At 39.5% G+C, this 13,815-nt stretch carries 18 protein-coding genes and 1 pseudogene; 7 read left to right on the forward strand and 12 right to left on the reverse strand.

Translation table 11 applies throughout. The features are described from left to right. Positions 1-17: 17 nt before the first annotated feature. Both JO40_RS02050 and lysS read right to left on the reverse strand, forming a co-directional pair. Positions 18-1,088 carry a DUF2804 domain-containing protein gene (locus JO40_RS02050; protein ID WP_044979674.1) on the reverse strand — a complete coding sequence of 357 codons (1,071 nt, stop codon included), beginning with the start codon at positions 1,086-1,088 and terminating at the stop codon, positions 18-20. Positions 1,089-1,135: 47 nt separating this feature from the next. Next, positions 1,136-2,723, reverse strand: a pseudogene (lysS, locus tag JO40_RS02055) (lysine--tRNA ligase). Between the two features lie 123 nt (positions 2,724-2,846). Here lysS and JO40_RS02060 point away from each other — a divergent pair. From JO40_RS02060 to JO40_RS02075, 4 genes are read left to right on the forward strand one after another with little or no spacing between them, the layout of a single operon-like run. After that, positions 2,847-3,776 carry an Hsp33 family molecular chaperone HslO gene (locus JO40_RS02060; RefSeq protein WP_044979676.1) on the forward strand — a complete coding sequence of 310 codons (930 nt, stop codon included), beginning with the start codon at positions 2,847-2,849 and terminating at the stop codon, positions 3,774-3,776. Beyond that, the gene (locus JO40_RS02065; RefSeq protein WP_044977679.1) at positions 3,766-4,389 is read left to right on the forward strand and encodes a precorrin-8X methylmutase; all 624 of its coding nucleotides are present in this window, start codon (positions 3,766-3,768) and stop codon (positions 4,387-4,389) included. Before JO40_RS02060 ends, JO40_RS02065 begins: the two co-directional genes overlap by 11 nt. A gap of 24 nt (positions 4,390-4,413) precedes the next feature. After that, on the forward strand, positions 4,414-5,040 hold the full coding sequence (locus JO40_RS02070; protein WP_044977680.1) for a class I SAM-dependent methyltransferase: 627 nt from the start codon (positions 4,414-4,416) through the stop codon (positions 5,038-5,040). Between the two features lie 2 nt (positions 5,041-5,042). Next, the gene (locus JO40_RS02075) at positions 5,043-5,477 is read left to right on the forward strand and encodes a GNAT family N-acetyltransferase (protein WP_044977681.1); all 435 of its coding nucleotides are present in this window, start codon (positions 5,043-5,045) and stop codon (positions 5,475-5,477) included. Positions 5,478-5,491: 14 nt separating this feature from the next. On the opposite strand, the gene JO40_RS02080 is transcribed toward JO40_RS02075, so the two are convergent. Beyond that, complete coding sequence (locus tag JO40_RS02080; RefSeq protein WP_044977682.1) at positions 5,492-6,271, reverse strand: glycerophosphodiester phosphodiesterase; 780 nt, start codon at positions 6,269-6,271, stop codon at positions 5,492-5,494. A 101-nt stretch (positions 6,272-6,372) separates the two neighbouring features. Between JO40_RS02080 and JO40_RS02085 the strand changes: the two genes are divergently transcribed. Further along, the gene (locus JO40_RS02085; RefSeq protein WP_044977683.1) at positions 6,373-7,698 is read left to right on the forward strand and encodes an MFS transporter; all 1,326 of its coding nucleotides are present in this window, start codon (positions 6,373-6,375) and stop codon (positions 7,696-7,698) included. A 36-nt stretch (positions 7,699-7,734) separates the two neighbouring features. On the opposite strand, the gene JO40_RS02090 is transcribed toward JO40_RS02085, so the two are convergent. Together JO40_RS02090 and JO40_RS02095 are read right to left on the reverse strand one after the other, a co-directional pair. Then, positions 7,735-8,019: an acylphosphatase gene (locus tag JO40_RS02090; protein ID WP_044977684.1), complete on the reverse strand. Its 285-nt coding sequence runs from the start codon at positions 8,017-8,019 to the stop codon at positions 7,735-7,737. Beyond that, the gene (locus JO40_RS02095; RefSeq protein WP_044977685.1) at positions 8,012-8,821 is read right to left on the reverse strand and encodes a PHP domain-containing protein; all 810 of its coding nucleotides are present in this window, start codon (positions 8,819-8,821) and stop codon (positions 8,012-8,014) included. Before JO40_RS02095 ends, JO40_RS02090 begins: the two co-directional genes overlap by 8 nt. 131 nt (positions 8,822-8,952) lie before the next feature. Here JO40_RS02095 and JO40_RS02100 point away from each other — a divergent pair, with 131 nt between their 5' ends. Together JO40_RS02100 and JO40_RS02105 are read left to right on the forward strand one after the other, a co-directional pair. Further along, positions 8,953-9,339, forward strand: coding sequence for a YbgA family protein (locus JO40_RS02100; RefSeq protein WP_044977686.1), 387 nt, complete (start codon positions 8,953-8,955; stop codon positions 9,337-9,339). 1 nt (position 9,340) lies between these two features. Continuing rightward, positions 9,341-9,703, forward strand: coding sequence for a TIGR02328 family protein (locus JO40_RS02105; RefSeq protein WP_044977687.1), 363 nt, complete (start codon positions 9,341-9,343; stop codon positions 9,701-9,703). Positions 9,704-9,750: 47 nt separating this feature from the next. Here JO40_RS02105 and JO40_RS02110 read toward each other — a convergent pair whose 3' ends face one another. From JO40_RS02110 to secY, 7 genes are read right to left on the reverse strand one after another with little or no spacing between them, the layout of a single operon-like run. Beyond that, a complete protein-coding gene (locus JO40_RS02110; protein ID WP_044977688.1) occupies positions 9,751-9,966 on the reverse strand; it encodes a hypothetical protein in 216 nt (71 codons plus the stop codon). Next, the gene (gene rplQ, locus JO40_RS02115) at positions 9,950-10,489 is read right to left on the reverse strand and encodes a 50S ribosomal protein L17 (RefSeq protein WP_044977689.1); all 540 of its coding nucleotides are present in this window, start codon (positions 10,487-10,489) and stop codon (positions 9,950-9,952) included. The genes JO40_RS02110 and rplQ overlap by 17 nt, the downstream gene beginning before the upstream one ends. Next, positions 10,479-11,534: a DNA-directed RNA polymerase subunit alpha gene (locus JO40_RS02120; protein WP_044977690.1), complete on the reverse strand. Its 1,056-nt coding sequence runs from the start codon at positions 11,532-11,534 to the stop codon at positions 10,479-10,481. Before JO40_RS02120 ends, rplQ begins: the two co-directional genes overlap by 11 nt. Before the next feature lie 10 nt (positions 11,535-11,544). Next, positions 11,545-11,925: a 30S ribosomal protein S11 gene (gene rpsK / locus JO40_RS02125; protein WP_044977691.1), complete on the reverse strand. Its 381-nt coding sequence runs from the start codon at positions 11,923-11,925 to the stop codon at positions 11,545-11,547. A gap of 23 nt (positions 11,926-11,948) precedes the next feature. After that, positions 11,949-12,314, reverse strand: coding sequence for a 30S ribosomal protein S13 (rpsM, locus tag JO40_RS02130; RefSeq protein WP_044977692.1), 366 nt, complete (start codon positions 12,312-12,314; stop codon positions 11,949-11,951). A 16-nt stretch (positions 12,315-12,330) separates the two neighbouring features. Next, positions 12,331-12,444: a 50S ribosomal protein L36 gene (rpmJ, locus tag JO40_RS13015; protein WP_002672206.1), complete on the reverse strand. Its 114-nt coding sequence runs from the start codon at positions 12,442-12,444 to the stop codon at positions 12,331-12,333. Between the two features lie 47 nt (positions 12,445-12,491). After that, positions 12,492-13,808 carry a preprotein translocase subunit SecY gene (secY, locus tag JO40_RS02135; protein ID WP_044977693.1) on the reverse strand — a complete coding sequence of 439 codons (1,317 nt, stop codon included), beginning with the start codon at positions 13,806-13,808 and terminating at the stop codon, positions 12,492-12,494. Positions 13,809-13,815: the final 7 nt, after the last annotated feature.

Here is a 13,815-nt window from a genome sequence, read left to right on the forward strand (position 1 = left end):
TCCCAATCCTTAGAACATCAAATTCTGAGATTATATTTCTTTGTTATGCCAGGGAAGTTTTTTAGTCTTAACTCTTCTCCGTCAGCAGTCAGCAGGGTACCTTCAAAATGGCCGTAAACCGTATTGTATTCCGTCCTAAAAAGACCGGTATTTACCCTTTTGTAATTTTTTGAAATAGGATAGAACACAAGGTCTACCATACTTTCGGTGTCCTGTATTATCCATTTTCCCATTATACCGAAGGGGCGGGTTATTTTAACCGGAGGAAGAGGCGTACGCTTTCCGTCATATAGCATTATATTATCATTGTGTTTATTACTGTCCGGAGCAATAGAACTTGCAAGATAAAAGACCAACGGCTTGTCATCCAGTTTACCGAGTCCGTTTACGAGAGTGCGTTTTGAGCTAAAGCCTGTGTAAGACTTTCTAACATCAAAGACACCAACGGATGTTTCTTTTTTTAGCTGAATATCTTCGTTATAACCCAAACTTACCCAGCCCTTTACCGTTCCTGTCTGCATGTACATGGCCATACACCGCCGGCTTACGTAGTTGGGAATTACGCACGAAAAGTCCAAAGCTTCTTTATCCCGAATATCAAGATCCAGACGTCCCTCGCATGAAGGGCGGGAGTCATGGGCTGAAAAGTCGAAGTCGGCATGCAGCTTCCCGTGGGAAAGACGCGAAAAAATACGGGCATATCTATATGATTTACGGCAAGCCGTAACGCTATATTTTATGTGCATCGGAATATGAATAAAGCCGCCCGGCAAGTACTGCCGATAGGCATATTTTTGCTGAGTTTTACGAACCCAAAAAGTAGTTTCCATAAAGGAGAAAATATAGCACGAAAAAAAGATTATTTCTCCTATTACTTCGTCATCGCAAAATAGGAACCTCATTGTTCCCGAAATACGTCCGTTGGTAATTATTCTAGGAATGGGCAGATTACCGAAAACCCGATAAAGCCCTTTTATATCAAATTTTTTAAAGCAGCCTGAAAAAGTACCGAAATTCGGTTTTCCGTTTTGTACAGGTCTATCGGGAGCAGGCTCTATCTTGCGTGTGTACAAGTCATCATTAACCATGGGCATAATGTTAGCACAATTTTTAAAAAAATAAAAGCCTTTTTACCTTAATAATTTTTCAAAATACTTGCGAGTTTTTCTTTGCCGATGGTTTTCATAAAGCCTGCTAGACGAGGACCCTGATCCTTTGAAACAAGGGCTTGATAGACGGCAACAAACATTTGCTTGGGTTCTAAGCCGCATTCCTTTGCCGCATCGTAGAGGGCTGTCGAAAAAGTTTTTTTCATCCATCTCGTCCATTTTGGGTAAAAGGGAATCCCTTATCGTTTTAATAGCCTTTGTTTCTGCCTCGGAAAGTTCAGCCTTTGAGCCGTCAGCTCTTAAAACAAACTTAAACTCTTCGGGAGCACCCCCGTCCGTGATCCAGTTCCAAGCACATTCGGCACGGGATCTCAGCCTATCGGCTTGGGCAGGCTTTATATCGGGAAGCCCCTTTATTACGGCTTCAATATCGCCCGAATTTATCTGTAAAAGATTGCATAAATGCCTAAACGGAATTTGATAGGAAATACACTCAGGCATTCCGTCTATTTGAGAAAGCTCATAGATTCTATATTCTTTTTCGAAGGTCTCATCGTTTTTAGCCTTTTCGGTCTTCCAAGCAATGCGCTCGGTTTTATCATAGTCTTCGTAAATCTTAATTACATCAAGGTCAAAACTGATAACGAATTCGGTGTTTGGCCTTGTCCCCGCAAAAAGATAGCGGGCAACTTCGGGCTGGTAAACTTCAAGTACTTCGGCAAGGCTTACAACCTTTCCCTTAGAAGAAGCCATCTTTCCGGGCACTCCCTTTAAACCGATAAAATCATAGCGGAAACTTACAGGGGCAGGCCAGTTATAAATACGGTTAGAAACCAAGCTTGCCGTATCAAAGGAGCCGCCTTGCGAATGATGATCCTTTCCGGCCGGCTCAAAAACCGTTTTTTCAAAAGCCCAGCGCATGGGCCAGTCAACCCTCCACCCCAACTTTACGGATTTTGCCTTACGAAGATCCAAGGCTTCACAATGGCCGCATTCGCAAGAATATTTAAGCGTCCAGTCATTGTCCCATGATTCTATCTTCGTAGTGTCCTTATTACATGCCGTGCAAAAAACGGAGACCGGCCAGTATTCTTCGGTAATTTTATGCGACTCATCTCGATAAGTATTTAAAATGTCTTTAAGCTCTTCCCTGTTATCCAAGGCTTTTTTCATTCCTTCAGCATACATTCCCTTTTGATAGCGTTCAGCCTGATACAGATATTCAGGATAAATGCCGACTCGGGGCAAAACGGCTTCTACATCATGCTCGTGGTGGCGGGCATAGTTTTCATCCCTCTCAAAAGTATCGGGAACCATCGTAATCGGATAGCGGAGATATTTTTCCAAAACTTCGGGCTTGGGCATATTTGCAGGAACTTTTCGGAATACATCATAGTCATCCCAAGAATAGATAAAGCGTACATTTTTTCCGCGGGAGCGAAGGGCACGCACAACCAAATCGACGGAAATAATTTCGCGGAAATTTCCTACATGCACGGTTCCCGAAGGAGTTATACCTGAAGCACAGGTATAAACATCGAGGTCACCCCTCTCTCTTATTATTTTTTCGGCAGTCTGATCCGCCCAATGTAACAGTTTCTTTTCATTTGACATAATTTCTTCCTTAAAACGCTTAGATTCGCTTAGATTATAAAAAAATAAACAGGATATTTTATCCAAAAAAAGAGATGCTGTCAATCCTTGTATAAAGATGCAATCTTTGCTATAATCAGCCCTATGATAGATAAACCGATAACCGATCCCGTCTTAATCGAAAAATTTAAAACCATGCACCAAGACGGAATGACAATCTTTATGCTCGGCGATGGCCAAATACGCGGAGCTTTTTTTCATGGAACCCGCTTTGTAAATAAAATGAGGGTGCAGCATAATTTAGGTATTTTAGAAAGCCTTGCCCTCGGCCATGCCGCCCTTTGCGGAGCGCTCTTAATTCCAACAATGAAGGGAAGAGACAGAATAATATTCAGATGTGATACCCAAGGCCCCCTTGTAGGTTTTAGTATCGAGGCCTTTAGCGAAGGCTTTGTAAGGGGCTATCTATTGGAAGACCCCATAAGACCGGACATTCCTTTAGAAACATGGGATCTAAAGCCCCTTTTCGGGGAAGGGAAAATTTCGGTTATCCGCTTCCCTGAAGGAGCAAGGGAACCTCTAACCGGAATCGTCGAAATAAAGCACAAAAACATCGCCCTTGATCTATCGGAATATTTTTTACAATCCGAGCAGACGGTAACGGGTTTTAATACAGGCATCCAATTTGACAAAGAAGGAAGAATCATCGGAGCAGGCGGTATGTACATTCAGGTCATGCCGGGTGCCGAAGAATCCTTGATAGAAAAAGCAGAAAGAGCCTTTGCAGCTTGCCCCTCGATAGGCCGATGGTTTGCGGAAGGGGGAAACAGGGAGGATGTTATCTTCGGCCTTTTCCGTGACTGTAATCCTCAAGTTCTAATCGAAAGAAATATAGACTTTTATTGCCCCTGCTCAAAAGATAAATTCCGCGATAAACTTTTTACCTTACCTGAAAAGGAAATAAAGGATATGTATGAAAACGGCCCTGAACAAATAGAGCTTTATTGCCATAACTGCGGTTCAGTCTATAAATACCCCAAAAGCATCTTAAAGGAAAAAATAAATGTACATTAAAAAACCGATGGAAATAGAAAATAAGAGTATGGACATAATCGAAGAAAGTATGGCCGATGTTTCTTTTACGGAAGAAGAAAAAATTATAGCCAAAAGAATGATTCACACTACGGGAGATGTCGAATACCGGAAGATAATTATCTTTCAAAATAATTTTATAGGAACGGCTAAAAGGGCTCTTCAAAAGGGCATAACTATTTTTACCGATACCAAAATGGTGATGACCGGCATTAACAAGCCTGCCCTATCAAAAACCCAAAATAAACTTTTATGCCTGATTGATGATGATAGAGTTTTTAAGATGTCCAAGGAAAACGGAATTACGCGCTCTTCGGCTGCTGTCGACCTTGCAGTCCAAGATGGAGCTAAAGCCTTTGTCATAGGAAATGCCCCTACCGCTCTTTTCAGGCTTTTAGAGCTCTGCAAAGAAAAAAAACTTTCTCCTGAATTTATAATAGGAGTTCCCGTGGGCTTTGTAGGTGCAGCCGAATCAAAGGAAGCCCTTCGTTCAAGTTCTTTTCCCCAAATCTCTACCGTAGGCACTAAGGGCGGAAGCAATGTCGCCGCCTCCGTTATAAACGCTCTTCTTTATATGATGGTGGAAAGGGAATAAGATTCAATCTTAAAGAGGAACAAAATGCTGGACAGCAAAAGCTTTGACCTCTGGTCAGATAATTATGACAAACAAGTAGAAATATCAGATGAAGAAAACGTTTATCCCTTTGCCGGCTATAAAAAAGTTCTCGGAACGGTATACAAAAAGATTCGCAAGCAAAATCCTAAAGATATTTTGGACATAGGATTCGGCACAGCCATTTTAACAAAAAAACTTTATGACGACGGCTATAATATTTACGGAATAGATTTTTCAAATGAGATGATCAAAAAAGCAAAACAGAAAATGCCCAATGCCGAGCTTTTGCAATTTGATTTTACCGGCGGCCTTCCGAAGGAATTTGAGCAAAAACAATTCGATGTTATACTCAGCACCTATGCAATTCATCACATAGATGACGAAGCAAAAAAATTATATATTCTGAAGCTGTTAAAATCCTTAAAACCTAATGGTATTCTTATCTTCGGAGATGTTGCATTTAAAACAGAAGAAGATATGGAAGCTGCGAGAAAAAAAGACTATGGCGAATGGGATGATGAAGAATATTATTTAATTGCCGAAAGATTTAATTTATGGTTTCCTAATCTAAAAACGGATTTTATAAAAATATCTTATTGTTCCGGAGTGTTTACAATTTATAAGGAATAGAAATGCAGGACTGGATTAAATATCGAATACCAAAGAAACTTTTGGATAACAAAAATAAAAACATTAAAATCGAAGAATTTAATGAATCTAAACACAAAGATATTATTCCTCAAATATATGCCGATGCCTTTTGCGATAAGGCATGGGAAAGTGATTGGTATAAAATAGATCTTTTTAATCCCGCCTCTTGTTTTATTGCAAAATATAATGAAGAATATGCAGGTTTTATTATTTCTTTTATAAAAGAAAATTCGGCTTACATCAGTGTTATTGCGGTTCTAAAAAAATATCAAAAATGCGGAATCGGAATATCTCTTATAAATAGAGTTATAAACTATTTTAAAAATCAAGATTTGGAAATTTATCTTGATGTCGAATCAAAAAATAAAACGGCAATAAATTGGTACAACAAGCGCGGATTTATTCAAATTATTTAGTAAAAATGAGAATCTTAATCGTGGTTTAAATCCTGAGGGCGATTGGATATAATCCCCGTTACTCCTTTTTTGATAAGGCCCTCGGCTTTTTCTTTATCGTCAACAGTCCAACACCAAGATTCTTTATTTTTCTTTTTCGTAAAGCATTTATAAGAAGGCTTTAAAATATCAGGCCTACAAAATAAAAGCCCCCTACCCTTTTTTAAAAAAAAGAGATTATCGGGATGATTATCGTATATCAACGCCGTAGGAATATCCGAACATATCTTTGAAAAATATCTTATAGCAAAGGGATTAAAAGAAGAAACCAAAAACCTGTGAGGATTGTCGGGTAAAACTTTTAAAATATCCTTTAAAACCTGATAAGTTTTTTCTACAACGCCCTTATATTTTAGGTTATCTATTTTTATTTCTATATCGACATAGATATCGGAGCCTAGAAGTTTTAGGACATCATAAAGTAAAGGAATTTTTTCGCCTTCATATTCTTTTGAAAACCAAATACCGAAGTCATATTTTTGTAATTCTTCCCAAGATAAGTCTTCAACTTTTAGATCAGGAGCTTCAATAACCTTTCCGGTTTCATAAATTCTTCCTGTACGCTTAATTGAGGAATCATGAATAACCGCAAGTTCTCCGGTCTTGGTTAAATGCACATCCAGCTCCACTCCGGGAATTCCCAGTTCTACAGCTTTCTTAAATGAAGCAATTGTATTTTCAGGAGCTAAACTTGAAACTCCTCTATGACCAAAAAGAAGAGGTCTTTTTGCGTTAGGCAAAATTTCTTTACGCATATTTCGTTTCCTCATAAATTAAATAATCTTTATTTTTACTATAGCTATTATAGCAAATATAGTTTATACTGTTAAGGTATTAAATAAGCATGGGAGAAATTATGAAACAACAAGAAAGATTTAGAAAATACCTTCCGATAACTTTTTTAATCGGAGCAGGATTTTTTACGATGGGACTAATGGATCCATTGTATGACAGTTATGTAACGATTTTTTTAAGCCGTTATATTCCCTTTAAATGGCTTGTCGGAATATTGATGTCTCTCGATAATATTCTGGCAATATTACTAATACCCATCGTTTCGGCATGGTCGGACCGAACACGCACAAAAATAGGAAGACGAATGCCTTGGATCATAATTCTGCTTCCATTGTCTGCAATTACTTTTAGCTTTATTCCATATGCAGCAAAAAATTCTTTGGCGGCATTAATAATTGTTCTTGCCATGCTGAATTTATTTAAGCAATCGGTGCGGGGGCCGGTAATCGCTTTAATGCCGGACATTGTTCCCGCCGAGTTCCGCTCTCAAGGGAACGGAGTTATAAACACTATGGGAAATATTGCAGCAATAGTGGGAACCTTATTTTTAGCCCGTCTAATGGATGTAGATACTGTCCTTCCCATTATAGGGCATACAAAGGATGTTCTTTCATTTCCGGCAGCGGGTCTTTTGGTTATCCTTGCAACCCTAATGCTATTTTTCTTTGTAAAAGAAAAAAATGCTCCACCGCCCGATTCTTCTGAAAATGAAGAAGAAAAAGTGCCGTTTATACAGGCAATGAAAACCGTATTGGCAGGCAGAAAAATCGAAGACGAGGAAAAACCCGATAAGAGTGCCCTATTTGTTCTTGTTTCGCTTTTCTTATGGTTCCTAGGCTATCAAGGAATGTTACCTTATATCGCCGAGTACAGTATAAAACATTTCGGCGTATCGACAGGTCAGGGAGCCTTTGCAGCAGGAATGGTAGGTATAGCCTCAGCCTTATCAGCCATTCCGATGGGTTATGCAGCAAGCAAGTGGGGACGGAAAAGAATGATAAGAATCGCTTTAATTGTTGTAGCTGCCCTATGTTTAGCTCAATTTTTCTTAACTGAAATTGCGGGTGTCCTAGGTCTTGCCGGAGGACAAATCAAATACCTATTTTGGGGCTTAATGTTTGTGTTCGGTATTTTTTGGATTTGCATAATTGCAAACTCCTTCCCAATGCTTTGGCAGATGGCAGGCTTTTCACACATAGGCCTTTACACAGGTTTATATTATACCTTTTCTCAAGGAGCGGCAATACTAGCCCCCTTCCTTGCAGGTCTTATAATCGACTTTGCAGGGCACAGGGCTGTCTTTGTGTATTGTACATGTTTTTTCCTCCTCGCATGGCTTATGATGGGAAAGGTTACCCGCGGAGAAAAACACGATAAGGCAGAATAGATTTTTTAAGATGCTTTATAGACCGGTTTTTATTTACTACACTTCAATCCGGAAATCTGCATAACCTCTAACCCGCACTTCTTCCGAATTAAGACTTTCAACACGGGCATAAGGATGCTCGTGTTTGAGAGCATAAACGAATTCTCCTAGAGTTTCAGTATCGGCTTCGGCAAGGATTTCGACCGAGTAGTCAGGAAGGTTTCGAACCCTGCCCTTTACGTTGAGGCTCTTTGCAAGAGAACGGGTCCAATATCGAAAACCGACACCTTGAACCCTTCCCTTAACTATAATATGAAAGGCTCTTAAAGTCCCCTTATCCATTGATACTCCGGAAGCCTAGGGCTTCGGCAGTATCTTGAACCTTAATCCCCATACTCTCCGCAAAGGCCATTGCATTCCTGCATCCCAAAATAGTATGCTCAGGAAAATGAGCATCAGAATTACAGATAATCCTTGCCCCCATACCTGAAGCAAGTTCCCAAAATTGCCGAACAGGATAAATAAATTCATCGCGTCCGGCTCGTACAATTTTCCTTTTAAAGGTGCCGTAACCGTTTATTTCTATCGGCATATCGAGATCAAGAGCCGCCTGAATTAAAGCCTTTGAACAAGCCAGATGGTCAGAATCTATATTTGAAATATCAGCTAAAAAAAGATCGGGATGGGCTAAAAAATTATAAAGACCTGATGTCATTCCTTCAATCGTAAAATCAATATAACCGAAAAGTTCTTTTTTTGTAAGATTAGGAGCATATTCCAAGCGGCCGTCTACATCATACCAGTGAGAACCCAAAACCAAAAAATCCGACTTCAGTTCCTCCCTCAAAAAATCCTTATACCAGCTCTTATATCGCGGATGCCACTCGCACTCAAAACCGAAATATACGGGAAAAGGAGCATCAATGACAGCTTCCTCTACCATGCTCTTATAGAGATTTACCTCATATTCTCCCATACGGCAATAATCCCACGAAGAATCGGGATAGGGACAATGGTCCGAAAAACCTAGAGCCGAACAGCCGCCCTTAATTGCTTCTTTTACATAATCGATCGGCTTCCCTTCAGCATGTTTACACAAATAAGTATGGGTGTGAAAATTGCTTATCAAATTATTTTTTTTCATCGGCCTTAATTTTATTTATTATAGAAGCCTTTGTCAATCGGAGAAACTATATGCAAAATATGGAATTTTGTGAAAAAATGCTTGAAAAAAAATGAATCCCATGCTATAGTCAAGATTTAAAGATAAAATTAATGAATGATAATAAAAAAATCAGCCAAAAGCTCTGGGCGCAAAACAAGTATTTGGTTTTAAGCAAGTCTCAAAAAATTTATAAGGATATAAGAGAGCTTTTAAAAAAAGAAGACATAGTCCCTGATGAAGTGCAGCTCCTAATTGATCAAGCCATTAAACTTGAAGAAAACCCAAAAGAAGTAATCAATTCCCTTCAGCACATATGGGGCTATTTTAAAAATTGCGCAGAAAAAAACGCAAAAGAAAAATTTTTAAATATGATTGAGCTATATAAATATGGAAAAATAAATAAAAAAGAAATTTTAATCTATCTTTTAACCTTGCTAAAAAAATATCCTAATAAATATTTAGAAGATTCAAATATTTTTAAGGAAGAGGAAAATTAACATGAGACTATGGCATCAAAACCTGATAAGCAGACTACCCGCACAGCAGCTATTAGGGCCGCACAGAGAATGCTGTGCATTGCGAGGAAATGGCTGGGGCAAAAAGCATTCTGTTGTGGACTATGTATTTTTATACTCACCCTACAAACTTTTTCAATATCACGAACCGGTAATGGAAGAGATGAACAAACGAGGGTATAAGGTTTCGGAAGAATGGTTAGATAAAAACTATCGAGGCAAAAAATGTCCTCCATACGCCGACCTAAAGAAAAGCAAAAAGACAAGTCCTATTTACAAGGAGCATGATGAAAAATATATGCAGGAATGTATTACTAATCTCCGTGAAAAAAATATAGAGATATAAAAAAACGCCCGCATCCAAGCGGGCGTTGTACAAAAAGGCCTAAACTTTTATTCGGCCGATGCTTCAGCCGGTTTTTCTGCAGCTGATTCGGCAGCCTTTTTATTCTTAATGTTTGCTCTGCATATTTTGCAAATCTTTAACTTTGCACCGTTAATCTCTTGTTCGTATAAAACTTTGATTCCGGTTTTATTGCATACGGGGCATACCCCGCGTCCGCGATTCTGCTCTGCGCGGATTCCCTTACCTCTATGAGCCTTTGACACGGTTATACCTCCGATTTGATGAACTATCTACTACCTGATCGGTATTCTTTTTGTGTTCGGATTCACCCTTTGACGATTTAAATCCCGTTTCTTTTTTGGAAGTCTTATTGTCATCGGATTTTTTCGAATTATCTTTTTTCTTTGTATCCTTTTCCTTCTTTTCAAAGTCATAGTCTACAAGCTCCAAGATAGCAACATCAGCCGCATCCCCCTGACGGAAACCGATTTTTAAAATACGGGTATAACCGCCGTTTCTGTCCTTCATTCTAGGACCGATATCGCTGAATAATTTTTTTACAATATCATCATCCCAGATATACTTTGCGGCATGACGCCTGTTGTTGAACGTATCAACCTTTGAGCGGGTAATCAATTTTTCCGCAGTTCGGCGTACTTCCATCGCTTTTTGTTTTGTTGTCGTAATCCGCTCGTACTTAAATAGCGATGTAACCATATTTCGGTGCAAAGCACGGCGATGTGCAGTTGTACGCGAAAGCGGATTAAAGCCGTTCTTATGCTTCATCTGTTTCTTCCTTCTGTCTTGATACTTTTATCGTATTTTTTAGATGACTGTAATCAGTCATACCCAAGCGCAAATTGTATTCCGCCAGCTTAGCATGAATTTCATTTAAAGTCATTCTGCCGACATTGCGCATACTTTCGATCTCATCTTCAGTCTTTTGAGCCAGTTCGCCTAGAGTTTTAATACCGGCCGAATCCAAACAATTCTTAGCCCTGACGGAAAAATCGAGAGTATTTATTGAAGTAGCCAAGAGCTGTTTTATTGCCGCTTCTTCATCAATATCATCATCTTCACCAAGATAATCGCCCTCATTAAAATTAATAAAGATGGAAAAATGATCTTTTGCAATTTTTGCAGCTTCACCTAAAACATCTTCAGGCCGAACTGTGCTATCAGTCCAAATCTCGAGAATTAGCTTATCGTAATCGTTTCTTTGCCCTACCCTGCAAGGTTCAATAGCATAGCTTACCTTTAAAACAGGACCGTAGATTGCATCCATAGGAATAGTTCCGACGATTTCAATGTATTTTTCATTAACTTCTGCCGGTACATAGCCTCGGCCGAAATCTACCTGAACATCAAACGAAACATTAGCGCCCTTCATGAGTTCCATAACATGAAAAGGCTCACCTAGAATTTCAAGCTGCCCTTCAACGGCAAAATCCTTGCTGGTTATCGACGCCGGCCCCTTAAATTCAAAATGAAAGTCACCTTGTTCCGACTCATCCGATAAACGGAGACGGATCTGCTTTAGTTTATTTAAAATTTCCAGCGTATCTTCTGAAACGTTAGGAATATTTTCAAACTCACTTGAAATTGTATGAGGCACACCGTCAGCATCGTGCGATGTTATAAGCACTGCCGATATAGCATAACCTTGAATTGAAGACAATAAGATTCTCCTCAAACAGTTTCCGATTGTTGTTCCAAAACCTGTCTCAAAAGGGGAGGCCGTAAACTTACCATAGCTTTCGGTTGATTCTTGCTGAGCGAATTCCAAACCTTTCGGCTTTTTAAATCCTTTTAAAAGATTTTTTCGGGCCATTCAAGTCTCCTTATATTCGGCGCGTCTTTTTAGGACGGCAGCCGTTGTGCGGAATAGGAGTTACGTCGCTGATCGAGCGAACCTTTAATCCCATTGTTCCAAGCGTTCTAATAGCCGATTCACGGCCGACGCCGGGACCTTTTACAAAAACATGTACTTCATGCAAGCCGTAGGGCTGACATTTTTGAACTGCTGCTTCTGCAACGGTTTGAGCCGCAAAGGGTGTCGATTTTTTAGCACCGGCAAAGCCTAAACCGCCTGAAGATGCCCATGAAATAACATTTCCCTTTAAGTCGGTTATCGTAATAATTGTGTTATTAAAGGTTGCTTGAATATAAACATTGCCTTCATATATGCTTTTCTTTTCTTTTCTTTTCTTTACAGTAGCCATGTTTTAATTACCTCCAACCACGATTATTTTTTCTTGCCGGCAACGGTCTTTTTCTTACCCTTGCGTGTTCTGGCATTAGTCCTAGTTCTCTGACCGCGTACCGGCAGACCCTTTCTATGTCTTTGACCGCGGTAACAGCCGATATCCTGAAGACGCTTGATATTCAAAGCCACTTCGGTTCGAAGGCGGCCTTCTACCTTGTACTCTCTGTCAATTACTTCACGAATTGCAGATAACTCGGCTTCATCCAAATCATTCATTTTTTTCATCGGATCAACCTTTGTAGCTTCACAAATTTTGTTTGCCGATGAAGTCGAAATTCCATAAATGTATGTTAATGAAACATTAACATGTTTGTTAGGGAGGTCAACTCCCGCAATACGAGCCATTATTCATTGTCCTCCATTAACCTTGTCTCTGTTTATGCTTAGGGTTTGTACAGATAATCCGTACAATTCCGTTACGCTTAATAACCTTGCATTTATCACAAATAGGTTTTACACTTGTTCTAACCTTCATATCCACTCCTTCAAAGAATGTATTCTATATCATTTTTTTAAAAAATTCTATAGGTTCCTTGATCTAATCTTGCCTTTTTTCAGCAAGCCGTCATGATGGTGCATTTTAAGCAAAGCTTCAACTTGGCTCATTGTATCCAAGTCAACACCAACCAAAATCAACAATGAAGTTCCACCCATTAACATCGAAATATTTCTGGGGAAATTAAATGCCCATTGAATTACAGTAGGAAGCACTGCAATTGCGGCCAAGTAAAGCGAACCGGGCAATATTAACCTGTTTAAAATCTTCTGTAAATACTCTTCTGTTTTGTCGGTTCTGATTCCCGGTATCGATCCGCCGTTTTCCCTTATTTGTTTTGCTATTTCCGTTGGGTTAAGTGCAACCTGTGTATAAAAGTAAGCAAAGAAAACAATCAAAACAACATATAGAATGTTATACCCCCAGCCGTCTGCACGCAAAAATCTTGCAACAGCAGCCAACCAAGAAACATTCGATCCCCACATCTGCGAAAGCATAAGGGGAAAGGTTAAAAACGACGAAGCAAAAATGATGGGAATAACACCCGAGGGGTTAATCTTAAACGGAATATAAGTATTCTGTCCGCCATACATTTTTCGGCCGATAACGCGCTTTGCATAATGAACCGGTATTTTACGCTGTCCTTGTTGTTCGTAAACAACCAAGGCTATAATTCCGACAAACATCACAAAAGCAATAATTACGAAAACAAGGTTCAAACCGTCATTATTTACACGCTTGATCAATTCCCAAACAGCCTGAGGAAGGCGGGCAACAATACCTGCAAAAATCAACATTGAAATACCGTTTCCGATACCTCTTGCAGTAATCTGTTCACCCATCCAAACGGTAATCATAGTACCCGTCGTTACCGTAACCATTGTAATAAACAAGTGTAAAATCGGACTTGAAATTACAACAGCACCGGGAATAGCCCTGGCCCATGTACCTACAGCGGAAGATTGAAGAAGAGCGACAAAAACGGTAATAATTCTTGTCCAAACTTGAATCTTTTTGCGTCCTCCGTCTTCTTCCGCTATTTTTTTAAGGCGCGGGAAAATAATCATGGCAAGCTGCATCAATATCTGAGTCGAAATATAGGGCATTACACCTAGCATAAATACCGAAAAGTTTGAAAATGCACCTCCGACAAAAAAGTCCATGTGATCTGCAAAAGCATTTCCCTGACCTTGCCGAAAATACATCGTAAGGGCACTAGGGTCGATACCGGGGATGGTGAGTACCGAACCTAAGCGGAAAACTGCTAAAACTATGATCGTAAAGAAAATACGGCTTCGTAACTCCTTTACTTTGAACATATTTGCAACTACATTATTAGCCATTATTTAC

This window comes from Treponema putidum (assembly GCF_000755145.1).
Classification (GTDB): Bacteria; Spirochaetota; Spirochaetia; order Treponematales; family Treponemataceae; genus Treponema_B; species Treponema_B putidum.